The following is a 25,883-nucleotide window of genomic DNA, read 5'->3' on the forward strand; positions in this document are numbered from 1 at the left end:
GATGCACATCAACGCCCCGCCCGCTGTGGCAAGGCCTAATCCCCCTCCGGACTTGAAGAGAGTCACTGCCTATCCAATTCCGGAATCGATAATGATCTCAAAATTATTCAGCTTTATTCCGCATGCCCATAAATGGCACGACATTCGTATTTCGCGAAAAGGCGCAATTTGCCCTTCCGGCCGCCACTATTTTTCTACCCATGTTGAAGCGCAATGCAAAGGTTGCGGCGAGCGTTTGCATAAAATTTATTATCGCGACATCAGCGATGCGGAAGCACGCCGTTGGTTAGGATGAATAACAGGCAAAAAAAAGCCCCGTAACATCCGTTACGGGGCTGCTGCGTGGCTATCGCAATAAAACTTATTCAGCCGGTTGGGTGCGGATCAAGTAATCAAACGCGCTGAGTGAGGCTTTCGCGCCTTCGCCGCTGGCGATAATGATCTGCTTGTACGGCACCGTGGTGCAGTCACCGGCCGCGAACACGCCTTTCAGGCTGGTTTCGCATTTGGCGTCGATGATGATCTCGCCCATTTTGTTACGTTCCACCGCGCCTTCGAGGAAGGTGGTGTTGGGCAGCAGACCAATCTGCACGAAGATGCCGCTCAACGCGATCTCATGGCTGGTCTGGTTGTTACGATCGATGTAACTCAAGCCAGTCACTTTGCTGCCGTCGCCTTTCACTTCGGTGGTTTGGGCATTCAGAATCACATCGACGTTTTTCAGGCTGCGCAGTTTGTCCTGCAGTACTTTGTCGGCACGCATTTCGCTGGCAAATTCCAGCAGCGTCACGTGCTCAACCAGGCCAGCCAGATCGATAGCCGCTTCGACACCGGAGTTACCGCCGCCGATGACCGCAGTGCGTTTACCTTTGAACAACGGGCCGTCGCAGTGTGGGCAGTAGGTCACGCCTTTGGTGCGATACTGCTCTTCACCCGGCACACCCATGTTGCGCCAGCGTGCACCGGTGGCAATGATGATGCTGCGTGATTTCAGGACTGCGCCAGACGCGGTTTCAATTGCGTGCAGACCGCCCTCTTTGGCAGCGGGAATCAGCTTGATGGCGCTCTGGGTGTCGATGACGTCAACATCGTAATCATCAACGTGGGCGCGCAGTGAACCCGCCAGCTTAGCGCCTTCGGTTTTCTGGACTGAGATGTAGTTTTCGATGTCTACGGTGTCGAGTACCTGGCCACCAAAACGCTCGCCCATCAGGCCCGTGCGGATACCTTTACGTGCCGAGTAAATCGCTGCCGCTGCGCCCGCTGGGCCGCTACCGACGATCAGCACTTCATAGGCTTCACGCTTGTTCAGCTCTTCTGCCGCACGCTTCTCTGCGTTGGTGTCCACTTTGCCGACGATTTCCGCCAGGCTCAAACGGCCCTGACCGAACTCTTTGCCGTTGAGGAATACCGCAGGAACGCCCATCACATTGCGCTCAGTGATTTCGTTCTGGAACATGCCGCCGTCAATCGCAGTGTGGCTGATGCGTGGGTTCAACACTGCCATCAGGTTCAGCGCCTGTACCACGTCAGGGCAGTTATGGCATGACAGCGAGTAATAGGTTTCGAAATGCAGGTCAGTATCCAGAGCCACCACTTGCTCCAGCAGGCTCTGCGACTCTTTCGAAGGGTGTCCACCGGTCTGCAACAGTGCCAGCACCAGTGAAGTAAATTCGTGTCCCATTGGCGAACCGGCAAAGCGGGGGCCGCTCTGGCTGCCTGGGTTAGTGATCAGGAAAGAGGGTTTACGAACCGGACGATCATTCTCTTCACGGAAGCTGACTTTTTCTGACAAGCTCGCGATATCGGCTAACAGAGAACGGATCTCCGCAGATTTAGCGCCATCATCCAGTGTGGCAATCAACTCAACCGGTTTCGTTAATTTCTCAAGGTAAGCCTTGAGCTGTGTTTTTAAATTGGTATCGAGCATAGTGAGTTCCTGTCAAGAAAATCGGGTGCCGTAGCACCCGATTGAGAAAGATCGAATGGCTGGGTGTGACTTAGATTTTTCCAACCAGGTCCAGAGATGGAGCCAGTGTTGCTTCGCCTTCTTTCCATTTAGCCGGGCAAACTTCGCCTGGGTGAGAAGCAACATACTGAGCCGCTTTGATTTTGCGGATCAGGTCAGATGCGTCACGGCCAATGCCTTCAGCGGTGATTTCGATAGCCTGGATGATGCCCTGTGGGTCAACAATGAAGGTACCGCGATCTGCCAGACCTTCGTCTTCGCGCATGATTTCGAAGTTACGGGTCAGTGCGCCAGTTGGGTCGCCGATCATCGCGTATTTGATTTTTGCGATGGTTTCGGAAGAACCGTGCCAGGCTTTGTGGGTAAAGTGCGTGTCAGTAGAAACAGAGTAGATGTCTACGCCCAGTTTCTGCAGCTCTTCATGATGGTCTGCCACGTCACCCAGTTCAGTCGGGCATACGAAGGTGAAGTCAGCCGGGTAGAAGAAGAAAACACTCCATTTACCTTCAACGTCTTTCTCGGTTACGTCGATGAATTCGCCGTTTTTGAACGCTGCGTTTTTGAATGGTTTGATTTTGGTATTAATGATGGACATGGTGACCTCCGTTAAAAGATGTGATGCAAGTTACAGTTTTTCCGGGCCAACTTCTAATATGCAGTCGTTATCAATCAGATAATCAAAAGCTATCAAAGTGCTGATGCCAGATTCCATGCGGCTTGCCGCGGCATTCTACACAGAAAGCCTGATGATTTGACAGGCTTTATCTTTTTGGTCGGCTATTGTTACCTAGGGTTGCCCTCTATGGCGACAGATGCGCATCAATGCGCACCTACGAAAATCCTGCTTTGCTGTAGGGTCACCCTTCCCTGGGACTGTTGCGATATAAACACCCTGCTTTGATGTAGGGTCAGCATTTATGGCGACCGACACGCAATTTGCCATTCTTCAACTGGAGCCCCTGCTTGGACATTCGATTATTTGAGGAAGCCGATCGCCCTTTTCTGCGCACGCTGTTTCTGGCTGCACGACGTCATAGCTGGACATGGCTGGATGGCGATGATTGGGCGCTGGAAGATCTGGATGGGGTGATATTGGGTGAAACGGTGTTAGTGGCGTTCGTCGAGGGCCATCGCGCCGGATTTGCCGGCATCCTTCCTAACGACAACTTCCTGCACAGCCTGTATGTCGATCCTGACTTTCAGGGTCGCGGCATTGGCAGCGCTCTGCTGGAGGCGGTGCAGCGCCGCTTCACCTCAACCGGTGCCTTGAAATGCCTGATGCTGAATGAGCCCGCGCAGGCGTTTTACCTGAAACACGGTTGGCAGCGTGAAGCCACCGGTGTGAGCGAACAGGGAAAGTACGTGCTGATGCATTTTCCGCTGACGGCGCGCGCCAGCGTAAAAACGTTGCGCTAAACCGCGCGGAAGGAAATATCGGCCGGGATCACGTCACCCTGCCAATAAAGCTGTGCCGCCACGCGACCGGCTAATTGACGATAGAGTGCGGTGAATTCGCTGTCCGGACGACGGATCACCGTCGGCTCACCATCATCCAGATCCTCACGCAGATTGATGTGCAGCGGCAATTGCGCCAGCAGCTGCGTGTGGTAATCAGCCGCCAGCTTCTGCGCGCCGCCCGTGCCAAATATCGGCTCGTGATGGCCACATTCGCTGCAAATGTGAATACTCATGTTCTCCACAATGCCCAACACCGGCACGCTGACCTTCTCAAACATCACAATGCCTTTGCGCGCATCAATCAGGGCGATGTCTTGTGGTGTGGTCACCACTAACGCGCCGGTTACCGGTACGTTTTGCGCCAGCGTTAGCTGGATATCACCGGTGCCTGGTGGCATATCGAGAATCAAATAATCGAGATCCGGCCACATCGTCTCATTCAGCAGCTGCATCAAGGCTTTGCTGGCCATCGGACCGCGCCACACCATCGCATTCTCATCAGTGACCAGATAGCCAATCGAGTTGGTCGCCAATCCGTGCGCCATGATCGGTGCCATGTGCGTGCCATCCGGTGAGGTCGGACGCTGGCTTTCGGTGCCGAGCATATTGGGAATCGACGGGCCGTAAATATCGGCATCGAGAATACCTACCTTCGCGCCTTCGGCAATCAGCGCCAGCGCCATGTTCACCGCCGTACTGGATTTGCCCACGCCGCCTTTACCGGAACTCACCGCAATGATGTTCTTCACGCCTGTCGCGCCGGGATGATTTTTCACCCGCTTGAGCGTGGCGATGTCATGGCGCAAACGCCAGTCAATGGCGCTGGCATGGGTTAAGCGCAGCAGTTCAGCGCTGGTTTGCGCCTTAAGCTCCTCAAAAGCCGAGGCCCACGCAAACGGCATCACCAGCTCGATGTGCAGTTTGCCGTCGAGTAACGCCACATGACGCAGTGCTTTGAGGGTAGTCAGATTGTGATGCAGCGTCGGATGTTCAAAGTCACTCAGCACGCCGATAACCACAGCGCGCAATGCTTCGGGTGAATGATGTTCCCGGGATTGTGAAGTCATCCCAACTCCTTGTGTTTTCATAACGCCAGATAACGGCGGTGTGCTTTCAATAATATCAGATGCCGTCCAGTTGTGTTTACGCCAGAGGGTGCTTCGGGTAACATCTAAGCCCGATTTTTATTCACGGAACGCTACGCAAACTATGACTCAAGTCGCTAAAAAAATTCTGGTAACGTGCGCACTGCCGTACGCAAACGGTTCTATCCATCTCGGTCACATGCTTGAACATATTCAGGCTGACATTTGGGTCCGTTACCAGCGAATGCGTGGCAACCAGGTTTACTTTATCTGCGCAGACGATGCCCACGGCACGCCGATCATGCTGAAAGCACAGCAGCTCGGTATCCCACCTGAGCAGATGATCGCTGAGATGAAGCAGGAGCACGAAACTGACTTCGCTGGCTTCGACATCAGCTACGACAACTATCACTCCACCCACGGCGACGAAAACCGTCAGCTGTCGGAGTTGATTTACGGTCGTCTGAAAGAAAACGGCTTTATCAAGAACCGCACCATTTCACAGCTGTACGATCCGGAAAAAGGCATGTTCCTGCCGGACCGTTTTGTGAAAGGCACCTGCCCGAAATGTAAGTCACCGGATCAATACGGCGATAACTGCGAAGTGTGCAGCGCGACCTACAGCCCGACCGAACTGATCGATCCGAAATCCGTGGTATCCGGCGCGACGCCTGTACTGCGTGATTCCGAGCACTTCTTCTTCGACCTGCCTTCATTCAGCGCGATGTTGCAGACCTGGACGCGCTCAGGTGCGTTGCAGGAGCAGGTGGCGAACAAAATGCAGGAGTGGTTCGAATCGGGCTTGCAGCAGTGGGATATCTCCCGTGATGCGCCATATTTCGGTTTCGAAATTCCAGGTGCACCGGGCAAATACTTCTACGTGTGGCTGGATGCGCCAATCGGTTACATGGGTTCCTTTAAGAACCTGTGCGACAAGCGCGGTAACATTGATTTCGACGAGTTCTGGAAAAAAGATTCTTCTACCGAGCTGTATCACTTCATCGGTAAAGACATCGTTTACTTCCACAGCCTGTTCTGGCCAGCGATGCTGGAAGGCAGCAACTTCCGCAAGCCGACCAATCTGTTCGTACACGGTTATGTGACGGTAAACGGCGCGAAGATGTCCAAATCGCGCGGTACCTTCATCAAAGCCAGCACCTGGCTGCAGCATCTGGATGCGGACAGCCTGCGTTACTACTACGCGGCGAAACTCTCTTCACGCATCGACGACATCGACCTGAATCTGGAAGATTTCGTCCAGCGTGTAAATGCCGATATCGTTAACAAGGTGGTGAACCTCGCGTCTCGTAACGCCGGTTTCATCACTAAACGCTTTGGCGGAAAACTGGCGAGCGAACTGGCCGATCCGGCGCTGTATCAAACCTTTGTCGATGCTTCAGAGAAGATTGGTGAAGCCTGGGCGAGCCGCGAGTACAACCGCGCGATCCGTGAAATCATGGCGCTGGCAGATATCGCCAACCGTTATGTGGACGAGCAGGCACCGTGGGTGGTGGCGAAACAGGAAGGCCGCGATGCTGACCTGCAAGCGATCTGCTCAATGGGTATTAACCTGTTCCGCATTCTGATGACCTGGCTGAAACCGGTGCTGCCTTCACTGAGCGCGCGTACCGAAGCTTTCCTGAACACGGAACTGAGCTGGGATGCGATTGCGCAGCCGTTGCTGGATCACGATGTCGCTCCGTTTAAAGCCTTATATGGCCGTATCGAAATGGCCAAGGTTGAAGGGCTGATTGAAGCGTCTAAAGAAGACGCGGCAGCGGCGAACAAACCTGCGGTAACCGGTCCTCTGGCTGACGCACCGATTGGTGAGGCCATCACCATCGATGATTTCGCTAAAGTGGATATGCGCGTGGCGCTGATCGAGAAAGCCGAACTGGTGGAAGGTTCTGACAAGTTGCTGCGTCTGGAACTGGATCTCGGCGGTGAGAAGCGTCAAATCTTCTCCGGCATTCGCGCGGCGTACCCCGATCCGTCGGTGCTGGTCGGCAAGATGACCATTATCGTCGCTAACCTGGCGCCGCGTAAGATGCGTTTCGGCGTGTCAGAAGGCATGGTGCTGTCTGCCGGTTCTGGCGGTTCAGACCTGTTTGTGTTGTCCGTTGATAGCGGCGCACAACCTGGAATGCAGGTTAAGTAATTGAACAAGCCGCCTTCAGGGCGGCTTTTTTATCGAGCCTCTGTTGTGGAGCCTGTCGTGCTAACTGCTTGCTGGCACTATTTGCGTGCCTTTGTAATTATCTATGCCGCGCTCTATGCCGGGAACGGTATTGCTGCCCTGCTGCCGTTTACCATTCCAGGCAGTATTATCGGCATGCTGCTGCTGTTTACCCTGCTGGCACTGCAAATCCTGCCGGTGGGCTGGGTGAAACCGGGCTGTCATTTGCTGATCCGCTATATGGCGCTGCTGTTTGTGCCGATCAGCGTCGGCGTGATGGGGTATACCGATATCCTGAGCGCACAGTTTGGACCGATTGTCGTCTCCTGTGTGGTCAGTACCTTTATGGTGCTGCTGATCGTTGGCCTGAGCGCCGAACGTTTGCAGCGCCCGAAGGAGCAGCCTCATGACTGACGCCTGGTGGTCACTGCCGCTCACCGTGGTGGCGTATCTGCTGGCACGTAAGCTGGCAGCCAAAATCAACATCTCGATCATCAATCCGCTGTTGGTGGCGATGGCGATTGTCATTCCGATCCTGTTGCTCACGCATATCCCTTACACCCGCTATTTCGCCGGCAGCACCTTCCTTAATCATCTGCTGCAACCTGCGGTGGTCGCGCTCGCATTGCCGCTATATGAGCAGATGCACCAAATTCGCGCGCGCTGGAAAACCATCATCAGCGTCTGTTTTATCGGCAGTATTACCGCGATGGTGTCGGGCACGGCTATTGCGCTGTGGATGGGGGCTACGCCAGAAATTGCCGCGACGATTATGCCGAAATCCGTCACCACGCCGATTGCCATGGCGGTATCCGGTTCACTGCACGGTATTCCCGCCATCAGCGCCATCTGCGTATTGATTGCTGGCGTGCTCGGTGCGGTGTTCGGCCATATGCTGCTGAATCTGTTTAACGTGCACAGCAAATCGTCACGCGGCCTGGCGATTGGCAACGCATCGCACGCGTTGGGCACGGCGCGCGCAGCAGAGATCGATTATCAGGAAGGGGCGTTTAGCTCTTTGGCACTGGTGATTTGCGGCATTATTACTTCGCTGCTGGCACCGTTCCTTTTTCCGCTGTTGATGCACTGGTTGGGCTAAAACTTGCGAGAGATCTCGCAAAGTTGAAACGACTCAATCAGCTTGCATTGTCATAGCGACACAGATCACATATAACCCCATAGGCGGCGCATCGCCGCTAACGCGTTAATGAGGTCATCACATCATGCATCCACGATTTACTGCTGCTTTCTCCGCCCTGCCCGCTGAATTGCAAACTGCGATTCACTCCTTGCTGGATTCAGCTGATTTTAACGGCGTACTACGCCCACAGGATGTGGCGCGTCTGAAGCAGGAGACGGGGCTGGATGAGGATGCCTTAGCGCTAGCGCTGCTACCGATTGCGGCCTGTTGTGCGGTCGCACCGGTGTCTAACTTCAACGTAGGCGCCATTTCACGCGGCGTGAGCGGTCACTGGTATTTCGGTGCCAACATGGAGTTTGAGCATGCGCCGCTGCAACAAACCGTGCATGCGGAGCAAAGCGCCATCACGCACGCCTGGCTGCACGGCGAAGAGAAGCTGGATGCGATAACCGTTAACTACACGCCGTGCGGTCACTGTCGTCAGTTTATGAACGAGCTGAACAGCGGCACGGCGATCCGCATCAGTTTACCGGGGCGCGCGGTGAGTACGCTGGGTGATTATTTGCCCGATGCGTTTGGCCCTGCCGATCTGAATATCACTGAACGTCTGCTGACACCGATTCATCACGGCTTCATTTCAGAAGGTGATGCATTACAGCAGGCGGCTATTGAAGCCGCGAACCACAGTCACGCGCCTTACAGCCACAGTTACAGTGGCGTGGCCCTGCGCAGCCAAAGCGGCAACCTGTTCACCGGACGCTATGCAGAAAACGCGGCCTTTAACCCGAGTTTGCCGCCATTGCAGGCTGCGCTGATTATGATGAACATGCGGAATGAAGCGCTGGATACCATCCAACAGGCTGTGCTGGTCGAATGTGAAGACAGCACATTGAGTCAGCGCGATGCCACTCGCGCCACGCTGGTGGCGCTGGGCTGTGAAGATTTCTCACTTACTTTAGTTTCGAAAACATCAGTTTAGTGATCCTTTCATCGCTTTTGTGACTTTCTATTAACAAAAGCTGTACATCTGCAAGAATCCTCATAGGATCGGGCGCCAGAACCACTTCACAAGAAACAGGTCTGGCGTTACCTTTTCCCGGTGACACGTCAGAAAACACTGCAACCGGAGCAAACACTGCATGGAACTCGACTACGAAAGTAAACGTCCGCTGTATATTCCTTACGCGGGTCCGATTCTGCTGGAATTTCCGCTGCTGAATAAAGGCAGCGCCTTCACCCTGGAAGAACGCAACGAATTCAATCTCAATGGCCTGTTACCCGAAGCCGTTGAAACCATCGAAGAGCAGGCAGAGCGTGCCTGGCGTCAGTTCCTGGATTTCAAAAACAATAACGACAAGCACGTCTATCTGCGCAACATCCAGGACACCAACGAAACCCTGTTCTACCGCCTGCTGGATAATCATCTGGAAGAGATGATGCCGATTATTTACACCCCAACCGTCGGCGCGGCCTGTGAACACTTCTCGGAGATTTATCGTCGTGCGCGCGGTGTTTTCATCTCGTATAACAACCGCGATCGCATTGAAGATATGCTGCAAAACGCCACTAAGCAGAACGTGAAAGTGATCGTGGTGACCGATGGCGAGCGTATTCTCGGCCTCGGCGACCTCGGCATCGGTGGTATGGGTATCCCAATCGGTAAGCTGTCGCTGTACACCGCCTGTGGCGGGATCAGCCCGGCGTATACCCTGCCTGTGGTGCTGGATGTGGGAACGAACAATCAGCAGTTGCTGAACGATCCGCTGTATATGGGCTGGCGTCATCCGCGTATTACCGGCGAAGAGTACGAAGCCTTCGTTGATGAGTTTATTCAGGCAGTGAAGCGCCGCTGGCCGAACGTGCTGCTGCAGTTTGAGGACTTCGCGCAGAAGAACGCCATGCCGCTGCTCGAGCGTTATCGCGATGAAGTATGCTGCTTTAACGATGATATTCAGGGCACCGCCGCCGTTACCGTGGGCACCCTGATCGCCGCCAGCCGTGCAGCGGGCAGCCGTCTGTGCGAGCAGAAAGTGGTGTTCCTCGGCGCGGGTTCCGCCGGCTGCGGTATCGCTGAGCAGATCGTCGCGCAGATGAAGTCCGAAGGTCTGAGCGACGACGAAGCGCGTTCCCGCGTGATGATGGTGGATCGCTTTGGTCTGCTGACCGACAAACTGCCTAATTTGCTCGATTTCCAGAGCAAACTGGTACAGAAGAGTGAAAACCTGAAGGACTGGGATGTGACCAGCGATTCTATTTCACTGTTGGATGTGGTGCGCAACGCGAAGCCAGACATTCTGATTGGTGTGTCCGGCCAGCCGGGTCTGTTCACCGAAGAGATCATCCGCGAGATGCACAAGCACACCAAGCGTCCTATTGTGATGCCGCTGTCGAACCCAACCTCACGCGTTGAAGCCACACCAGCGGATATCATTTCCTGGACCGACGGTGAAGCGCTGGTCGCCACCGGAAGCCCATTTGCACCTGTGACCTGGAAAGGTAAAACCTACCCGATTGCGCAGTGCAACAACTCCTATATCTTCCCGGGTATTGGTTTGGGTGTGATTGCCGCCGGTGCCACTCGCATCACCGATTCGATGCTGATGACCGCCAGCCGTGCATTGGCCGACTGTTCACCGCTGGTGAACGATGGCGAAGGTCCGGTGCTGCCAGAATTGAGACACATTCAGGGCGTATCAAAGCTGATCGCCATGGAAGTGGGTAAAGCAGCGCAGTTGGCTGGCGTGGCCGTGGTCACTTCAGAAGATGTGCTGTCGAAAGCCGTGAACAACAACTTCTGGCTGCCGCAGTATCGTCATTATCGCCGTACTTCGATCTAATCAGCCAGCGCAGCCGGTGAATACATTACCGGCTGCGCTTAAAATATCGCCAGCCAACCGGCGTAAACTTGCTTAGCGCCCCCACCTCAAGTAGCCTTTAGCCATCTTTTTTTTCGCCAACCGAGTGCTTACGCGCATGATTAAACGCGTTTTCTTTGGTCTGTTTTTCATCATCTTATTGATGGTGGCGACCGCGCTCGGCCTGGATCGCTGGATCAGTTGGAAAACCGCGCCCTTTATTTATGAAGATGTCACTTCGCTGCCGCATCGTCAGGTCGGGGTGGTCTTAGGCACGGCCAAGTATTACCGCACTGGCGTCATCAATCAGTATTACCTTTATCGCATTCAGGGTGCGCTCAACGCGTACAACAGCGGCAAGGTGAATTATCTGCTGTTAAGTGGTGACAACGCGCTGCAAAGCTATAACGAACCGATGACGATGCGTCGCGATCTCATCAAAGCTGGTGTCGATCCTGCCGATATCGTGCTCGACTATGCCGGATTCCGCACGCTGGATTCAATCGTACGCACCCGCAAAGTGTTCGATACCAATGATTTCATCATCATTACGCAACGTTTCCACTGTGAACGCGCGCTTTACATCGCCCAGCACCTGGGGATACAGGCGCAGTGCTATGCCGTGCCATCGCCGAAAAATATGCTGTCAGTGCGTTTCCGTGAGGTCGGCGCACGTTTGGGCGCGCTGGCTGATTTGTATCTGATGAAACGCGAGCCTCGCTTCCTTGGGCCGCTGGTGCCGATTCCGGCAGTGCATGAAGTGCCGGAGGATGCGCAAAGTTATCCGGCGGTGACGCCAGAGCAGTTGCTGGATTTGGAAGAGAAGTTACAGAAGTAATGCTGCCAGAAGCTATTGTGGTTACACTTGGGCTGTCAGGGTGATGCTGTCTGGTGCCGCTTTGGGCTGCCACGGTGACGCTGTCTGGTGCCGCTTTGGGGGCTGGCGGTCCTCGCGCCGCTAACGCGGTGCCTTCACGCCGTTCGTCTGCCTTACGGAACGGCGGGGATGGCACATCCATGTGCCGCCCCGCCTTCCGCCCGCATCCCTGCGGGCTATCCTGGCATCCTCACTCTGTTCAGCGCTGCGAAATGCCTGCCCCCAAAGCGGCACCAGCCTGCTCCTGAACTTTGTTGCCTGCTGTTAAATAAGGGCAGGCAACTTCAAGCCTTAACCGCTCGGCTGCAAGGGCGTTGCTCGGATGCCATGCATTTGATCTAAAGGCAGACACATAGCTATTCCCATCTCGCTTTGCTACTGCAAAAACCCAATGTGTTAACCGAGCATCTGTTTGGAAAACGGGGCACAACGTTTGAGGCCATAGCCCTTTTGCTGCTGCAAGGGCTATCCGCAGAAGCCACATTGTTGTGAGAAATGGGCACAACGTTTGAGGCCATAGCCCCTCTGCTGCTGCAAGGGCTATCCGCAGCGCTGAGGCTTTTACGTTGGGCCAGGAGCCAGTCGCAGGGATGCGACTGGCAGTTCGGGTTGGCCAGGACGGCCTTACCCGAACGGTCCGTCGGCACGACGTGGAAGCCGAAGGCACCGCGTCAGCGGCGCGAGGACGGCCCGGCAGCAGCAGAGGGGCTAAGGCCCGCATCGCACCCGCCTTTCACACACCACACCAAGGCCTCAATACTCAGCCACTCAGCCACTCAGCCACTCAGCCACTCAGCCACTCAGCCACTCAGCCACTCAGCCATGCTGACATAAACAAAAAAGGCTGCCATATCTGAAATGGCAGCCTTAACTGTACTTAGCCCTAATTGACATTCATCCCGCTATCAATAAGGCCCTTTGCTGTGATGTGTTGCTGTGTGTCAGTCTTATTTTTTACGTGCGTACTTCAGTGAATCCAATGCGACGGCGAAGATGATGATGCCGCCCTTGATGATGTATTGCCAGTAAGGGTTCACGCCGATATACGTCAGACCGTAGTTGATCACGGTGAAGATAATCACACCGGTCACCACACCTGCCACGGTACCCACGCCACCTGCAAATGACACGCCGCCAACCACGCAAGCCGCAATCGCATCCAGCTCATACATAAAGCCGAGGTTGTTAGTGGCACTGCCGATACGGCCCGCTTCCAGCATACCGCCGAAGGCGTAAAACACACCTGACAGCGCATAGACCAGAATCAGGTTCAGCGGCACGTTAACACCTGAAACACGTGCAGCCTCAGGGTTGCCACCGATAGCGAAAATGTTCTTACCGAAGCGCGTCTTATTCCACAGAATCCAGACGAAAATAATGGCGATAAACGCGTAGAAAGTAATGAATGACAGCTTAAAATCACCGAAACGCAAGAAGCCTTGCGCAAAGGTGGAGAAGCCCGAGTCAAAACCTGCAACCGGCGAAGCACCGACGAAGTCGTAATACAGCGAGTTGATACCGTAAACGATGATCATGGTGCCCAACGTGGTGATAAACGGTGTCACCTTCAGATAGGCAATGATCACGCCGTTCACCAGGCCAATCACACCACCGATGATGCACACGGTCAGGATAACCAGTGGAATCGGCACCGTATCCAGATGTGGGAACACCTTGTTGGCGTTATCCATCGATTGCAGCAAGGTGGCGGCCACCACCGCGGCCAGACCCACCTGGCGTCCGGCTGACAGGTCAGTACCCTGCGTCACGATCAATCCGGCCACGCCCAGTGCAATAATAATACGCACCGAAGATTGGGTCAGAATGTTACTCAGGTTCATCAAACTTAAAAACGTCGGATCCTGGAAAATAATAATTGCCAGCAGTACCAACAGGACAACGTAAATGCCGCCCTCTTTTAACCAGGTTAGCGCATTCTTTTTAGTAGTCGCTTTCATGTTAAAGCCCTTGCTTCATTAAAGGTGTAATGACGCTAAACGCAGGATTTCATTCTGCGAGGTCGTTTTGGTCTCGACAATGCCCGCTACCAGGCCATTACTCATCACTAAAATACGATCGGTAATTCCCAGCAATTCTGGCATTTCAGAAGAGATAATAATGATCCCCTTCTCTTTCTTCGCCAACTCAGAAATCAACTGATAAATTTCGAACTTAGCACCGACGTCAATACCGCGTGTCGGTTCATCCAGCATCAGAATTTCCGGCTGAGTTAATAACCAGCGACCAATAATAACTTTCTGCTGGTTACCACCGGAAAGCGAACCAATTTGCGTATGATGACCCGGCGTTTTCACGCGCATTGAATCAATCACCCACTGGGTATCACTCTTCATGCGCTTATTATCAAGCAAACCCATGCTGGATTTATATTTCTTAATATTGGAAATAAGCGAGTTAAAACCAATATCCAGATAGGCATAAATCCCGGTTGAACGACGCTCTTCCGTCACCAGCGCAAAACCGTGGTTAATGGCTTCATTCGCGCTGTGGTTATTGATCGCTTTACCGTGCAATTTGATGGTACCGCCCGACTTCTCACGAATCCCAAACAGGGTTTCAACGATGTCAGTACGCTTCGCACCCACCAGGCCGGCAATGCCCAGAATCTCCCCTTTGCGCAGGTCAAAAGAGATATCGCGGATCGACGGTTGACGCAGCGAAGTTAAATGGCGCACCTCAAGAATGGTCTCACCCGGCACGTTGGTTTTGTCCGGGAAGCGCTGATTCAATGAACGACCGACCATCATGGCGATGATCTTATCCATATCCAGCCCTTCCAGCGGCTGGGTGGCAATCCATTGTCCATCACGTAAAATCGTAATCTCATCACACAGCTGGAAAATCTCTTCCATTTTGTGCGAGATATACACAATACCGCAGCCACGATCTTTCAGCTTACGGATAATAGTGAACAAGTGATTCACTTCTTTTTCGGTCAACGATGACGTCGGCTCATCCATAATGACGATTTTCGCGTCATAGGAAAATGCCTTGGCAATTTCAATCATCTGCATCTGTGAAACAGAAAGATTGGCCACTTTATCACGTGGATCGATATCAATATCTAATTCATCAAAGATCGCTTTGGTATCGCGATACATTTTATCCTGATCAACAAATACGCCTTTGCGTGGGTAGCGGCCAAGCCACATGTTATCCATCACGTTGCGCTGTAATACCAGGTTTAATTCCTGATGCACCATTGAAACGCCATTCTCCAGCGCTTCTTTGGAACTTTTATAATCAATCTCTTCACCCTGAAACAGGATGCTCCCCGTATCCTTTTTATAAATACCAAACAGGCATTTTAATAATGTGGATTTTCCGGCGCCGTTTTCGCCCATTAAGGCATGGACTGAGTGCGGCCGCACTTTCAAATTCACATTATCTAAGGCTTTCACCCCTGGAAATGATTTCGAGACATTCGTCATCTCCAGCAGATATTCACGCTGTGCGGTCGGATTCTCACTGGCCATAATTTACCTGGCTAAATAAAACGTGGGTCAGATGCAATAAGGCGCGGCGTAATGCCGCGCCCGGTACGTATTACTTCACAAACTGGGACAGGTTTTCTTTATCGACTGGTACGTAAGGAACACGTACGATTTTGTTTTCCATCTTGAAGGTCGTACCCGCAGTTGGCTCTTTGCCATCGGCCAGGTTCTTCGCGATATCAATGGTGGCTTTCGCCTGGTTTTCCGCATCGTTCAGCACGGTACCGGCCATCGCACCGGATTTCACCAGCGCCAGCGCTTCTGGCAGCGCATCCACACCAAACACCGGAATGCTGGTTTTGTTGTGGGCTTTCAGGGCTTCGACTGCGCCCATTGCCATTGCATCGTTGTTAGCAATGATCACTTCAATTTTGTTGCCGTTCGGGCCAGACAGCCAGGCATCAACTTTATCTTTTGCCTGCGCGGTATCCCACATCGCGGTATCCATCGCCAGCTGCTGAGTTTTGAAACCATCGGTGTTCAGGGTTTCGATCACGTATTTGGTACGTGCTTCAGCATCCGGGTGGCCTGGCTCGCCTTTCAGCAGCGCAAACTGAATCTGACCATCTTTGTTCAGATCCCAGGCTGGAGTCGCTTTCCAGTGCTTCTCAATCAGTTTGGCCTGGATGATGCCTGACTCTTTAGAGTCGGTACCCACGTAGTAGGCTTTCGGGTAGCTGGCCAGCACTTTGGCATTTGGCTCTTTGTTGAAGAACACCACTGGCACATCATTCGCTTTCGCTTTGTCGATCACCACTGCCGCAGCAGCAGGGTCTACCAGGTTGATTGCCAGCGCTTTCACGCCTTTGGCCATCAGTACGTCAATCTGGTCGTTCTGGGTAGACTGGCTGTTCTGCGAGTCATTCATCAGCAGCTGGATGCCGCCCAGTTTTTTGGCTTCGCTATCGATGTCCTTGCGAACCATAGACATAAAGTTGTCGTCGTATTTATAAATTGTCACGCCAATGCGGGTATCGGCGGCGTGCGCAGTTGCACCAAACATCATGCTGGCAACCAGTGCTGTGAGCGTGAAAACCTTCTTATTCATGGTATCTCCGGTTTTTTATGTAGGGCATATCATCGCGCTGTGCTGCCTGCGGGCAACCAGCGCAGTCGGTTCAAACTCATTTATGGGGCGGACGCGTAACGCAAAGCCGGGCCACCATCGCTATCCTGACTTCCCTGTACGTAAACGCTTCCTGAAGAGTGTTGTGAACTATTTCAATCGGCTACTGAAACCTGACCGGAGAAGGAAAACCCGGCGTTACATGATGTTTCAGTCCGGTAAGACGCTGCCATCATAGTGAGCACCATGTTAATTAACTGTGAATGTAATCACAGATTGGAAACGGTTACACAGCGCTATCGCCCGAATTAGTGACCGACTCCACAATTTGCCGCTGAGCGACCGAATGGCGGCGTACCAGGGTCGGCATAAAGCAGTGGGTGGCATCAGGATCGAGTTCTCCGGCTGCGCCCTTCAGCGCCAGCTCAGTGGCCAATTTCGCCATGGAAACAATAGGATAGCGTACGGTTGTCAGTTGTGGATCGGTGTAACGCGAGATGGGAATATCATCAAAGCCGATGACGGAGAAGTGCTGTGGCACCTGAATACCATTGTCTTTCAATGCGGTTAGAGCACCGGCGGCCATGCCGTCACAGTAGGAGAAGATGGCGGTTAAATGCAGGTTACGACCCAGTAACTCCACCATCGCTGCTTCACCGCCCTGCATATCCGGTTCACCATGGGCAATCCAGGACTCCTGCGGGCGAATCCCCTGCTCTGACAGGGCCTGCAGCCAGCCTTCGCGGCGTTGTGTGACATCTTCAATCGGGTGGCTGGAGCTAAGATAACCAATGCGTTGATGACCCTGTTGTAACAACATGCGCGTAGCCATCAGAGATCCCGTTACATTATCGAGGCAGACACAGCGATGCTCATAGCCCGGAATAGTGCGGTTTATCAACACCATACCTGGAACCTGGTCCATAAAATGAGTCAGTTCAGCGTCTGAAAGCGTTTTCGCGTGGACCACTAAAGCGTTACATCGTTGGCGGATCAGCACCTCAATGGCATGGCGCTCTTTCTCTTCCTGGTGCCAGGAGTTGCTGATCAATACGTGTTTGTGAACACGCTGTGCCACGGTATCTACTGCTTTCACTAATGCGCCAAAGAAGGGATCGGAAACGTCCATCACCACCACGCCGATGGTATCACTGACTTGGGTGGCTAAAGCTTGTGCATTAGCATTAGGGCGATAGCCCAGTGATTCCACCGCCTGTAGCACGGCTTCACGGGTATCAGGGGTGACTGCACTGCTGTTGTTGAGCACACGCGACACGGTGGCTACTGATACACCGGCCTGACGGGCGACATCTCGAATTGTTATCATGCAGCTGTTCCACAGAGGATGAAAATGCGCGACGAGCGCGTAATGGCGCTATTCTGTCAGGGCATTTTGCTCAGCTGCGTGAATTACGTCACACGGATGAAAACGGTTACATACAAATCTGCAACCTTTGTGATGAACATCATTATCTGATGCGCGAGGAAGGCTCCGTTTTGCCGGCGGCGAGACGCGTGAGTTTGCGCCAGATCCACTCCATCGGCCCCTGCGGGAAAAAGCGCAGCCAGAGCACTGAAAACAGGATATTAACCAACCAGATAGCCGGGACCAGTACCAGCAAATGCAGGCGATCAAACTTGAGGAACAGATTGAAACGATAGAACAGCGTGGTACAGATCAAGGTCTGCAGCAGATAGTTACTGAGCGCCATGCGGCCAACGCATTGCAGCGCATAGCTGAAACGCGTGGCAGCGATTTGCGGCCAGAAGCCAAAGCAGAGCGCCGCATAACCGAGGCTGATAAACGGGCTGGCAAGATCGCGCGGCACCTGCAACAAAAAGCCGCTCCAGCGGAATTCCCAGCCCAGCAACCACTGCGCCACAATACCGGGGATAGCAATCAGCCAGCCGATCGTCAGCAGCAGCGCGGCCGAGCGGCGGTAGTGCTGCACGCTGAACTCGCCTTTTAGCCAGCCGCTGCGCATCAACGCCGCGCCAATCAGCATCAGTCCCGCCAGCTGCCAGCCGTACTGCGCGGCGAGCGCCATCAAGCTGGAGGAAAGATGTTCAAGACGGTTCTGAATCGCTTCCCAGCCGCCGACCAGTTTCCAGTAGCTTTCATACTCGATATCGGCGGCACCCGGCAGCCACGATCGGCCCGGTTCAGGACTGGAAATGCCCCAGAACACCAACAGCACGCCGCAACCAATCAGGTAGAGCAACACGCCAGTTTGCAGCAAAGCTTTGTCGGAGGGCACTTCACGCAGCATCCGCCAGATAATCAGCCCGGTCAGACCATAATCCAGCAGGATATCCCCTTCCCAGAAGAAGATGCTGTGAATGAAACCCAGTAGCACCAATAACGTCAGGCGCGCCGACATCCAGCGACTGCCGCGTGGGATTTGCAAATACAGGCCGCCGCCGAACAGCAGCGCAAACAGCGTGAGGAATTTCAGCTGCGCCAGGCCATCCATCATCGCCCAGGTCCAGGCATCGGAAAATGAAACAGCGCCCTGCCACGCCGGGTTGAGATAGGCTGCTGAAGGCAAGCCAAACCCCACGATATTGAGCAACAGAATGCCGAGAATGGCGCAACCACGAATGAAATCCAGCGCAAGATAGCGTTGCATCGAGTGACCTGACGGAGAGAGAAAACGGGCGGCAATATGCCGCCCAAAGGATTAGCTGTGACGCACCGCGCGTAAGAACTCCTGGCGCGTATTCTGGCTGGACTTGAACAGCCCACCCAGCGATGTGGTGGTGGTGGCACTGGTGGCATCTTTCACGCCACGCGCTTTCACACAGTAGTGCACCGCATCAATCGATACCGCTACGTTGTTGGTGCCAAGCAACGTTTGCAGCGCCACCAGCACTTGCTGGGTCAGACGCTCTTGCACCTGTGGCCGCTGGGCAAAGAACTGCACAATGCGGTTGATCTTCGACAGACCAATCACTTTCTCTTTCGGGATGTAAGCGACGGTGGCTTTTCCGTCGATAATCACAAAATGATGCTCACAGGTGCTGGTCAGGGTGATATCACGCACGGTGACCATCTCATCGACCTTCATCTTGTTCTCGATGACGGTGATTTTCGGGAAGTTGGCGTAATCAAGACCAGAGAAGATCTCGTCCACGTACATCTTGGCGATGCGATGTGGCGTCTCCATCAGGCTGTCATCTTCCAGATCCAGATTCAGCAGCTGCATGATTTGGGTCATATGACCGGCGATTTCACGCTTGCGGGTTTCGTCATCCATTTCGCGCACCGGGGCGCGTAACGGCGTTTCCAGGCCACGCGCCAGCAGCGCTTCGTGAACCAGGGCGGCTTCCTGACTTAAGGTGCTCATCGTACTCTTTCTCCGGCAGGTGATGCGCCCGCAGATCGTCGCCTGCGGGGGAAATTCTGAGCGCGTATTGTGAAACACAACGCGCGCGTAATCCAGCAATCAATCCAATCGGAGATGAAAGCTTTTCATGGTGCCGAACGGCGCAGCACCAGTAAGCCTGCCAGAATCAGCGCGCCACCGGCGACCCACAAGGCAGGATCGAGGCGGTGCCACAGCAAGCTGGAGATCCATGACAGCAGCGGCCCGCCCAATTGCCCAACCGCGTAGCCGGTAGTCAGCAGCCCGGCCAGGTAGCGCGAGTGATGTGGCGCCAGCTCACGGCCGTATTGCAGCGTCAGTTGCACCACGCATAAGAACCCGCCGCCGACTAACAACGCGCTAATTAACAGTCCATCCAGCCCCGGCAGGACAATCGCGGAGATGACGCCCAAAGCCTGCGCCCAGAGCACCACTGCCAGTCGCAGATGGCTGCTGCCCCAGCGCCGCGTCAAAATGCCGAGCACGATGCCGATCACCGCCGCGCCGCCAAACACCGGCCAGACAAACTGCGCCAGCGCACTGTCCGGGAAACGCGCGGCGGTCATCTGCGACAAGAAGGTTGCGGGCAGAATGTAGCCGAAGCCCGCCAGGCTGTAGCTCAGCACCAGGCGTTTCAGATTACCATTGAGCACCAGCGGCGCAGGTGCCTGATCGGGTCGATGTAACTGCCCGCTGCGCGGTAAAAAGCGCGCAATGGCAGCGATAAACAGCAACGCCAGCAGGCCATAAGCCGCCCAGCCTAATGCCGCGCTGGCACCACTGGCATGCAGCGCCACCGCCAGCATACCGCTGAGGAATATGCCGGTGCCCGGTCCGGCAAACACCGCCGCCGACAAGCCCGGTCGCCCATGATGCAGCAGCTGCTCGTTGCTCCATGCGGCGATCAGTACCATCGCCCAGCCGCTGGCACCGCCAATCACGAAGCGGATCAAGCCGTGCAGCCACGGCCCGCTGACGCAGGCAGACAGCAGCGTCAGGATCACCGCGCCCCAGACACCCAGCTGCAAACGCCACTCCACACGCTGGCGAGCACGCATGGCATCGAAGGAGCCACACAGGTAACCAAGATAGTTGAGCGCCGCCACCAGACTGGCGCTGGTCAGGGTAAGCTGATGGTCCTGAATCATCAGCGGCACCTGCGGGGTGAAAGCAAATCGCCCAATCCCCATGGCAACCACTAAACTTAAAAACGCGCTCAGCGCGACACGAAACGCCATTCCCACTCCCGTTCAGATTCTTTTAGCACTTGTTATTAGCATGCATGACGATTACACTCACGAAAAGTGAATAATATTAACCAAGTTGTTTACGGAAAGAGAATATGGATTTAGTACAACTCCGCATGTTCTGTTCTGTGGCCGAAACCGGTTCGCTGGCGCGCGCCGCGGAGCTATTGCATCGCGTGCCCTCCAATCTCACCACCCGTTTGCGCCAGCTGGAAGAAGAGATTGGCGTCGACCTGTTTATCCGTGAGAAGCAGCGTATTCGATTGTCGCCAATGGGCCACAATTTCCTGAATTATGCTCAGCGCATCCTCAGCCTGAGCGATGAGGCGCTGAATATGGCCCGTGCCGGGGAACCGGGCGGGAACTTTGCCTTCGGTTCGATGGAGAGCACCGCCGCGACCCGTCTGCCCGGCCTGCTGGCGGCTTATCATCAACGATTTCCCAACGTGGCGCTATCGCTGGTCACCGGCACCTCGGGCGACATCATCGATAAAGTGCGCGCCGGTACGCTGGCGGCCGCGCTGGTGGATGGCCCTGCCACCCATGACGATCTCAATGGCTGCATCGCCTTTCGTGAGGAAATGGTGCTGATCACCAGTCTCGATCACGACCCGATTACCAGCGCCCGCGACACGCAGCATGACACGTTGTTTGCCTTTGGTAACAGCTGTTCGTATCGCACCAAACTGGAGTCCTGGTATCGCGAAAGCCAGACCTCACCAAAAAGCGTGATGGAGATTCAGTCTTATCACGCCATGGTGGCGTGTGTGGCAGGCGGTGCGGGCGTGGCAATGATTCCGGCGTCGGTGCTGACGCAAATGCCCGGCCGCGCCCGGGTGCAGGAACATGCTCTGCCACCCGCTTATCGCGATACCGCCACCTGGCTGATGTGGCGACGCGACGCCTTCACGCCCAACGTGGAAGCGCTGAAATATTTGATTATTGAAATGTTTGACGACCGCCCACTTAACGATGAGTTGCTGCACCCGCTGCAAACCGCTGAGTGAGTTTTTAATTTTAAGTAAATCACGACATCTGAAGAAGAGGGATTGCATGAACATGATCAAAACCCGCGCTGCCGTTGCCTGGGCAGCGGGCGAACCGCTGAAAATCGAAGAAGTGGATCTGATGCCACCGCAGAAAGGTGAAGTGTTAGTGCGCATCGTCGCCACCGGCGTATGCCACACCGATGCTTATACCCTGTCAGGTAAAGATCCTGAAGGCGTGTTCCCGGCAATCCTCGGTCACGAAGGCGGTGGCGTGGTGGAAGCCGTGGGCGAAGGCGTGACCAGTGTGGCAGTGGGCGATCACGTGATCCCGCTTTACACCCCAGAGTGCGGCAAATGTAAGTTCTGTCTGTCAGGTAAAACCAACCTGTGTCAGGCCATCCGCTCCACTCAGGGTAAAGGTTTAATGCCAGACGGCACCACCCGTTTCTTCAAAGACGGTCAGCCGATCTTCCACTACATGGGCACCTCAACCTTCTCTGAGTACACCGTGGTACCGGAAATCTCACTGGCAGTGATCAGCAAAGAAGCGCCTCTGGAAGAAGTGTGCCTGCTGGGCTGCGGCGTGACCACCGGCATGGGCGCTGTGATGAATACCGCCAAGGTGAAAGAAGGCGATACCGTGGCGATCTTCGGCCTCGGCGGCATTGGTTTGTCGGCGATCATTGGCGCGAAGATGGCAAAAGCCGGTCGCATCATCGGTATCGATCTCAACACCAGCAAGTTCGACCTGGCGCGCAAACTGGGTGCAACCGATCTGATCAACCCGAAAGATTACGACAAGCCGATTCAGGATGTGATTGTTGAACTGACCGACGGCGGCGTGGACTTCTCCTTTGAATGCATCGGTAACGTCAACGTGATGCGTTCCGCGCTTGAGTGCTGCCATAAAGGCTGGGGCGAGTCTGTGATTATCGGCGTGGCCGGTGCGGGTGAAGAGATCGCCACGCGTCCGTTCCAGCTGGTGACCGGACGCGTTTGGCGCGGTTCAGCGTTTGGTGGCGTGAAAGGTCGCACCCAGCTGCCGGGCATCGTGCAGGATTATCTGGACGGCAAGTTCGCGCTGAACGATTTCATCACCCACACCATGCCGCTGGAAGAGATTAACGACGCCTTTGATCTGATGCACGAAGGGAAATCTATTCGTTCGGTTGTGCATTTTAACAAGTAAAAAGGAGGCGTTATGGCATCCACTCTGGAACTGCTGGAAGAACATCGTATCTTCGGCGGCTGGCAGCAGCGCTGGCGTCATCAGTCGGCGGTGCTGAACTGCCCGATGACCTTCAGCATTTTCCTGCCGCCACCGCAGGATGACACGCCGCCGCCGGTGGTGTGGTTTCTCGCCGGACTGACCTGTAGCGACGAGAATTTCACCACCAAAGCCGGTGCACAGCGTGTTGCCGCTGAGCTGGGTCTGGTGCTGATAATGCCGGACACCAGTCCGCGCGGTGACGAAGTGGCCAATGACAGCGGTTACGATCTCGGTCAGGGCGCAGGTTTTTACCTCAACGCCACGCAGCAACCCTGGGCGGCGCACTATCGTATGTTCGATTATCTCAGTGAAGAGTTGCCAGCCCTGGTGGCGGGCAACTTCAAGGTGAGCGATCGTCAGTCGGTAATGGGCCATTCGATGGGCGGTCATGGCGCGCTGGTGCTGGCGTTGCGTCAGGGTGGCCGTTTTGCTTCGGCTTCCGCGTTCGCACCGATTGTGAATCCAACTGAAGTGCCGTGGGGACAAAAAGCGTTCAGCGCCTATCTGGGTGAAGATCGCCAGACATGGCGCGAATGGGACAGTTGTTTGCTGATGCGCGAAGTGGAACAGCGTTTGCCGATTTTGATCGATCAGGGGGATAGCGATCAGTTCCTCGCCGATCAGTTACGTCCGGAGCGCCTTGAAGCAGTAGCGCGTGAGCAGGGTTTCCCGCTGGAGCTGCGTGTACAGCCGGGTTACGACCACAGCTACTTCTTTATCGCCAGCTTTGTCGAGGACCATCTGCGGTTCCACGCGAAGCATCTGTTGGTGTAAATCACGCCGGTTGATGTAGATAACAGTAAGGGCGCACCCGGTGCGCCCTTTTTGGCTATGGCTGACGGCGATTGGCTAAAGCCGCACCGACATTCATCCTCAGCCTTTCCTGATGTTGAGCTCTAGCGTCTTTTGCGAGGTTTAAGCCAGCGATTCCGCCACTAAACCATCGATCATCACCTGCGGCATGCCCTGCGAGCAGTGTTCAATACGCCCGCGCACGCCATACACCTGCGCCAGCGTGTCCGGCGTGATCACCTGCGACGGCTCGCCGTCAGCCAGCAGAGTGCCTTCTTTCAGCATCAACGCATGATCGGCATGACGCAGCGCGATGTTGATATCATGCACCACCACTACCGTGACGATATTGCGCAGGCGGGTTTCGCGGCGCACCAAATCCATCACATGGAACTGGTAATTAAGATCGAGCGCACTCAGCGGCTCATCCAGCAGCAGCAGTTCCGGGCGGCGAATCAGCGATTGCGCCAGGCCCACCAGCTGTTTCTGACCACCGGATAGCTGATCCAGATAACGCATCGCCAGATGAGCAATACCCAACTGTTCCAGCAAGTGCATGATCTCGGCTTCACTGGATGCGCTGTGCAAGCCACCGGACGCACGCTGCGCCACGATAATCGATTCCAGCACATGCAGATGCACGCCCGCCGGTAAGCTTTGCGGCAGATATACCACGCGCTGCGCACGGCGTGCAAACGGCTGGGTCATTAACTCTTCGCCGTTCAGCCACAGCTCGCCCTGCCCTTTGTTCAGGCCGGCCAGCGCACGCAACAGCGTCGATTTACCGCAGCCGTTCGGGCCCAGCAGCACGGTGATTTTGCCGCGCGGCAGTGCCGGGACGTTGAGATCTTCAATGACTTTACGCTTCGGATAACCGGCGTAGAAATGGCTGAGACGTAAACCCTGTTCCATTACACCGTCCCCCGATGACGCAGAATGATACTCAGGAAGAAAGGTACACCGACGAGCGAGGTCACAATCCCGACGGGGATGATCACCCCTGGAATCAGGTTCTTCGAGGCGACGGAAGCCAGTGACAGCACCAGCGCACCGACCAGCGCGCTGGCTGGCAGATAGTAGCGATGATCTTCACCAAACATCATGCGGGCGATATGCGGTGCCACCAGGCCAATAAAGCCAATCGGGCCGACAAAGGCCACCGCCAGTGCAGAGAGAATACTGATGCGCAGCAGCGTGGCCAGACGCAAGCGACGCACATCGATGCCGAAACTCACGGCACGATCTTCGCCGAGGCGCAGCGCGGTCAGTTTCCAGCTGCTGAGCATCGAGAACGGGATCAGGATGGCGAAAGCCGCCGTGAGCACGCCGAGTTTTTCCCACGAGGCGCGCGCCAGGCTGCCCATGGTCCAGAACACCAGACCCTGCAAGGTATCTTCACTGGCGATGAACTGCATCATCGAGACCAGGGCGTTAAAGGTGAACACCAGTGCGATGCCGAACAGCACCACGCCCGACGTCGACACTTTGGTCCAGCGCGTCACGCCATCCAGCATTAACGCCGCAAACAGCGCAAACACAAAAGCGTTCGCCGAGATAAACCATTGGTCCGGCACGCCGGGAATACCGATGCCGAGAATAATCGCCAGCGCCGCGCCGAAAGCGGCCGCAGAAGAGACGCCAAGCGTAAATGGACTCGCCAATGGGTTATTGAGGATGGTTTGCATCTCAGCCCCGGCCAGACCGAGCGAGAAGCCGACCACCACCGCCATCAGCGCATACGGCAGACGAATATCCCAGACAATCACACGCGTGCCCGCATCCACCGCATCAGGATGAGTGAGCGTTTGCCACAGAGTGTCGAGGGAGAGCCCCGCCGGGCCGAGGGTGAAATCAAGAATCACTGACGCCAGAATCGCCAGTACCAGTACGCCAATCAGCATCAGGCGCTGACGTAATACCTGACGATAGCGCGTCATGGTATCGGCTTCGCGGTGATTTTCCGCCAGCAGCGCGGAATCCGTGGTCTGCATTGTTCTACCTGTTTCTTATCGAAATCATAACGGCAGCCACAATAGTGCAGGTGATAATAATTATCAATTATATCTGTATGACAAAGC

General features: G+C 54.9%; 23 protein-coding genes. 11 read left to right on the top strand and 12 right to left on the bottom strand.

What is annotated here, in order from left to right; translation table 11 throughout:
* The first annotated feature begins 91 nt into the window (after positions 1 to 91).
* The gene (locus VH86_RS10080) at positions 92 to 295 is read left to right on the top strand and encodes a hypothetical protein (RefSeq protein WP_038645883.1); all 204 of its coding nucleotides are present in this window, start codon (positions 92 to 94) and stop codon (positions 293 to 295) included.
* A 66-nt stretch (positions 296 to 361) separates the two neighbouring features.
* On the opposite strand, the gene ahpF is transcribed toward VH86_RS10080, so the two are convergent.
* Together ahpF and ahpC are read right to left on the bottom strand one after the other, a co-directional pair.
* Positions 362 to 1,930, bottom strand: coding sequence for an alkyl hydroperoxide reductase subunit F (gene ahpF, locus VH86_RS10085; RefSeq protein WP_045832817.1), 1,569 nt, complete (start codon positions 1,928 to 1,930; stop codon positions 362 to 364).
* 70 nt (positions 1,931 to 2,000) lie between these two features.
* The gene (gene ahpC, locus VH86_RS10090) at positions 2,001 to 2,564 is read right to left on the bottom strand and encodes an alkyl hydroperoxide reductase subunit C (protein ID WP_034824884.1); all 564 of its coding nucleotides are present in this window, start codon (positions 2,562 to 2,564) and stop codon (positions 2,001 to 2,003) included.
* Positions 2,565 to 2,932: 368 nt separating this feature from the next.
* Here ahpC and VH86_RS10095 point away from each other — a divergent pair, with 368 nt between their 5' ends.
* Positions 2,933 to 3,385, top strand: a complete 453-nt coding sequence (locus VH86_RS10095; RefSeq protein ID WP_045832818.1) for a GNAT family N-acetyltransferase — start codon at positions 2,933 to 2,935, stop codon at positions 3,383 to 3,385.
* Here the strand turns inward: VH86_RS10095 and apbC are convergent.
* A complete protein-coding gene (gene apbC / locus VH86_RS10100; RefSeq protein WP_045832819.1) occupies positions 3,382 to 4,494 on the bottom strand; it encodes an iron-sulfur cluster carrier protein ApbC in 1,113 nt (370 codons plus the stop codon). The genes VH86_RS10095 and apbC overlap by 4 nt on opposite strands.
* Positions 4,495 to 4,582: 88 nt before the next feature.
* On the opposite strand from apbC, the gene metG reads away from it, so the two are divergent.
* The 6 genes from metG (at position 4,583) to sanA (ending at position 11,522) form a co-directional block, all read left to right on the top strand.
* A complete protein-coding gene (gene metG, locus VH86_RS10105; RefSeq protein WP_255352486.1) occupies positions 4,583 to 6,670 on the top strand; it encodes a methionine--tRNA ligase in 2,088 nt (695 codons plus the stop codon).
* A 57-nt stretch (positions 6,671 to 6,727) separates the two neighbouring features.
* Positions 6,728 to 7,102 carry a CidA/LrgA family protein gene (locus VH86_RS10110; protein ID WP_034824894.1) on the top strand — a complete coding sequence of 125 codons (375 nt, stop codon included), beginning with the start codon at positions 6,728 to 6,730 and terminating at the stop codon, positions 7,100 to 7,102.
* Entirely contained in the window at positions 7,095 to 7,787 is a 693-nt protein-coding gene (locus tag VH86_RS10115) for a CidB/LrgB family autolysis modulator (protein WP_045832821.1), read from the top strand. The genes VH86_RS10110 and VH86_RS10115 overlap by 8 nt, the downstream gene beginning before the upstream one ends.
* A gap of 124 nt (positions 7,788 to 7,911) precedes the next feature.
* Positions 7,912 to 8,808, top strand: a complete 897-nt coding sequence (gene cdd, locus VH86_RS10120) for a cytidine deaminase (RefSeq protein WP_045832822.1) — start codon at positions 7,912 to 7,914, stop codon at positions 8,806 to 8,808.
* Positions 8,809 to 8,968: 160 nt separating this feature from the next.
* Positions 8,969 to 10,666 carry an NAD-dependent malic enzyme gene (locus tag VH86_RS10125; protein WP_045832823.1) on the top strand — a complete coding sequence of 566 codons (1,698 nt, stop codon included), beginning with the start codon at positions 8,969 to 8,971 and terminating at the stop codon, positions 10,664 to 10,666.
* Between the two features lie 136 nt (positions 10,667 to 10,802).
* Positions 10,803 to 11,522, top strand: a complete 720-nt coding sequence (gene sanA / locus VH86_RS10130) for an outer membrane permeability protein SanA (RefSeq protein WP_034824903.1) — start codon at positions 10,803 to 10,805, stop codon at positions 11,520 to 11,522.
* 986 nt (positions 11,523 to 12,508) lie between these two features.
* On the opposite strand, the gene mglC is transcribed toward sanA, so the two are convergent.
* The 7 genes from mglC to VH86_RS10165 all read right to left on the bottom strand — a co-directional run bounded on the left by mglC (position 12,509) and on the right by VH86_RS10165 (position 20,745).
* Positions 12,509 to 13,519, bottom strand: a complete 1,011-nt coding sequence (mglC, locus tag VH86_RS10135; RefSeq protein ID WP_038645867.1) for a galactose/methyl galactoside ABC transporter permease MglC — start codon at positions 13,517 to 13,519, stop codon at positions 12,509 to 12,511.
* Between the two features lie 18 nt (positions 13,520 to 13,537).
* Positions 13,538 to 15,058 (bottom strand): galactose/methyl galactoside ABC transporter ATP-binding protein MglA, encoded by a 1,521-nt coding sequence (gene mglA / locus VH86_RS10140; protein ID WP_034824907.1) that lies wholly within the window; start codon positions 15,056 to 15,058, stop codon positions 13,538 to 13,540.
* Positions 15,059 to 15,128: 70 nt separating this feature from the next.
* Positions 15,129 to 16,124, bottom strand: a complete 996-nt coding sequence (mglB, locus tag VH86_RS10145; protein ID WP_045813605.1) for a galactose/glucose ABC transporter substrate-binding protein MglB — start codon at positions 16,122 to 16,124, stop codon at positions 15,129 to 15,131.
* A gap of 304 nt (positions 16,125 to 16,428) precedes the next feature.
* On the bottom strand, positions 16,429 to 17,469 hold the full coding sequence (gene galS, locus VH86_RS10150) for an HTH-type transcriptional regulator GalS (RefSeq protein WP_045832824.1): 1,041 nt from the start codon (positions 17,467 to 17,469) through the stop codon (positions 16,429 to 16,431).
* Between the two features lie 142 nt (positions 17,470 to 17,611).
* On the bottom strand, positions 17,612 to 18,772 hold the full coding sequence (gene yeiB / locus VH86_RS10155) for a DUF418 domain-containing protein YeiB (RefSeq protein WP_045832825.1): 1,161 nt from the start codon (positions 18,770 to 18,772) through the stop codon (positions 17,612 to 17,614).
* Positions 18,773 to 18,823: 51 nt separating this feature from the next.
* Positions 18,824 to 19,489 carry a GTP cyclohydrolase I FolE gene (gene folE, locus VH86_RS10160; RefSeq protein WP_034824925.1) on the bottom strand — a complete coding sequence of 222 codons (666 nt, stop codon included), beginning with the start codon at positions 19,487 to 19,489 and terminating at the stop codon, positions 18,824 to 18,826.
* A gap of 125 nt (positions 19,490 to 19,614) precedes the next feature.
* Entirely contained in the window at positions 19,615 to 20,745 is a 1,131-nt protein-coding gene (locus tag VH86_RS10165; RefSeq protein WP_045832826.1) for a YbfB/YjiJ family MFS transporter, read from the bottom strand.
* A gap of 104 nt (positions 20,746 to 20,849) precedes the next feature.
* On the opposite strand from VH86_RS10165, the gene VH86_RS10170 reads away from it, so the two are divergent.
* Genes VH86_RS10170 through fghA form a run of 3 tightly spaced genes read left to right on the top strand, consistent with a single transcriptional unit; the run spans position 20,850 to position 23,787 of the window.
* The gene (locus VH86_RS10170; RefSeq protein WP_038645851.1) at positions 20,850 to 21,761 is read left to right on the top strand and encodes a LysR family transcriptional regulator; all 912 of its coding nucleotides are present in this window, start codon (positions 20,850 to 20,852) and stop codon (positions 21,759 to 21,761) included.
* A gap of 46 nt (positions 21,762 to 21,807) precedes the next feature.
* A complete protein-coding gene (locus VH86_RS10175; protein WP_038645848.1) occupies positions 21,808 to 22,932 on the top strand; it encodes an S-(hydroxymethyl)glutathione dehydrogenase/class III alcohol dehydrogenase in 1,125 nt (374 codons plus the stop codon).
* A gap of 12 nt (positions 22,933 to 22,944) precedes the next feature.
* On the top strand, positions 22,945 to 23,787 hold the full coding sequence (gene fghA / locus VH86_RS10180; RefSeq protein ID WP_045832827.1) for an S-formylglutathione hydrolase: 843 nt from the start codon (positions 22,945 to 22,947) through the stop codon (positions 23,785 to 23,787).
* A gap of 141 nt (positions 23,788 to 23,928) precedes the next feature.
* Here the strand turns inward: fghA and VH86_RS10185 are convergent, their stop codons facing one another.
* The gene (locus VH86_RS10185; protein WP_045813610.1) at positions 23,929 to 24,717 is read right to left on the bottom strand and encodes an ABC transporter ATP-binding protein; all 789 of its coding nucleotides are present in this window, start codon (positions 24,715 to 24,717) and stop codon (positions 23,929 to 23,931) included.
* Positions 24,717 to 25,796, bottom strand: a complete 1,080-nt coding sequence (locus VH86_RS10190; RefSeq protein ID WP_038645841.1) for an iron ABC transporter permease — start codon at positions 25,794 to 25,796, stop codon at positions 24,717 to 24,719. Before VH86_RS10190 ends, VH86_RS10185 begins: the two co-directional genes overlap by 1 nt.
* Between the last annotated feature and the right edge of the window lie 87 nt (positions 25,797 to 25,883).

The sequence above is a fragment of the Pantoea sp. BL1 genome (assembly GCF_000963985.1).
Lineage (GTDB): Bacteria > Pseudomonadota > Gammaproteobacteria > Enterobacterales > Enterobacteriaceae > Pantoea > Pantoea rwandensis_B.

What these genes read in the sequence shown, in the direction of transcription:
- VH86_RS10080 (WP_038645883.1), top strand. Translation starts at nt 92, where the DNA reads ATGATCTCAAAATTATTCAGCTTTATTCCGCATGCCCATAAATGGCAC.
- ahpF (WP_045832817.1), bottom strand. Translation starts at nt 1,930, where the DNA reads ATGCTCGATACCAATTTAAAAACACAGCTCAAGGCTTACCTTGAGAAA.
- ahpC (WP_034824884.1), bottom strand. Translation starts at nt 2,564, where the DNA reads ATGTCCATCATTAATACCAAAATCAAACCATTCAAAAACGCAGCGTTC.
- apbC (WP_045832819.1), bottom strand. Translation starts at nt 4,494, where the DNA reads ATGACTTCACAATCCCGGGAACATCATTCACCCGAAGCATTGCGCGCT.
- VH86_RS10115 (WP_045832821.1), top strand. Translation starts at nt 7,095, where the DNA reads ATGACTGACGCCTGGTGGTCACTGCCGCTCACCGTGGTGGCGTATCTG.
- cdd (WP_045832822.1), top strand. Translation starts at nt 7,912, where the DNA reads ATGCATCCACGATTTACTGCTGCTTTCTCCGCCCTGCCCGCTGAATTG.
- VH86_RS10125 (WP_045832823.1), top strand. Translation starts at nt 8,969, where the DNA reads ATGGAACTCGACTACGAAAGTAAACGTCCGCTGTATATTCCTTACGCG.
- sanA (WP_034824903.1), top strand. Translation starts at nt 10,803, where the DNA reads ATGATTAAACGCGTTTTCTTTGGTCTGTTTTTCATCATCTTATTGATG.
- mglC (WP_038645867.1), bottom strand. Translation starts at nt 13,519, where the DNA reads ATGAAAGCGACTACTAAAAAGAATGCGCTAACCTGGTTAAAAGAGGGC.
- mglA (WP_034824907.1), bottom strand. Translation starts at nt 15,058, where the DNA reads ATGGCCAGTGAGAATCCGACCGCACAGCGTGAATATCTGCTGGAGATG.
- mglB (WP_045813605.1), bottom strand. Translation starts at nt 16,124, where the DNA reads ATGAATAAGAAGGTTTTCACGCTCACAGCACTGGTTGCCAGCATGATG.
- galS (WP_045832824.1), bottom strand. Translation starts at nt 17,469, where the DNA reads ATGATAACAATTCGAGATGTCGCCCGTCAGGCCGGTGTATCAGTAGCC.
- yeiB (WP_045832825.1), bottom strand. Translation starts at nt 18,772, where the DNA reads ATGCAACGCTATCTTGCGCTGGATTTCATTCGTGGTTGCGCCATTCTC.
- folE (WP_034824925.1), bottom strand. Translation starts at nt 19,489, where the DNA reads ATGAGCACCTTAAGTCAGGAAGCCGCCCTGGTTCACGAAGCGCTGCTG.
- VH86_RS10165 (WP_045832826.1), bottom strand. Translation starts at nt 20,745, where the DNA reads ATGGCGTTTCGTGTCGCGCTGAGCGCGTTTTTAAGTTTAGTGGTTGCC.
- VH86_RS10170 (WP_038645851.1), top strand. Translation starts at nt 20,850, where the DNA reads ATGGATTTAGTACAACTCCGCATGTTCTGTTCTGTGGCCGAAACCGGT.
- VH86_RS10175 (WP_038645848.1), top strand. Translation starts at nt 21,808, where the DNA reads ATGAACATGATCAAAACCCGCGCTGCCGTTGCCTGGGCAGCGGGCGAA.
- fghA (WP_045832827.1), top strand. Translation starts at nt 22,945, where the DNA reads ATGGCATCCACTCTGGAACTGCTGGAAGAACATCGTATCTTCGGCGGC.
- VH86_RS10185 (WP_045813610.1), bottom strand. Translation starts at nt 24,717, where the DNA reads ATGGAACAGGGTTTACGTCTCAGCCATTTCTACGCCGGTTATCCGAAG.
- VH86_RS10190 (WP_038645841.1), bottom strand. Translation starts at nt 25,796, where the DNA reads ATGCAGACCACGGATTCCGCGCTGCTGGCGGAAAATCACCGCGAAGCC.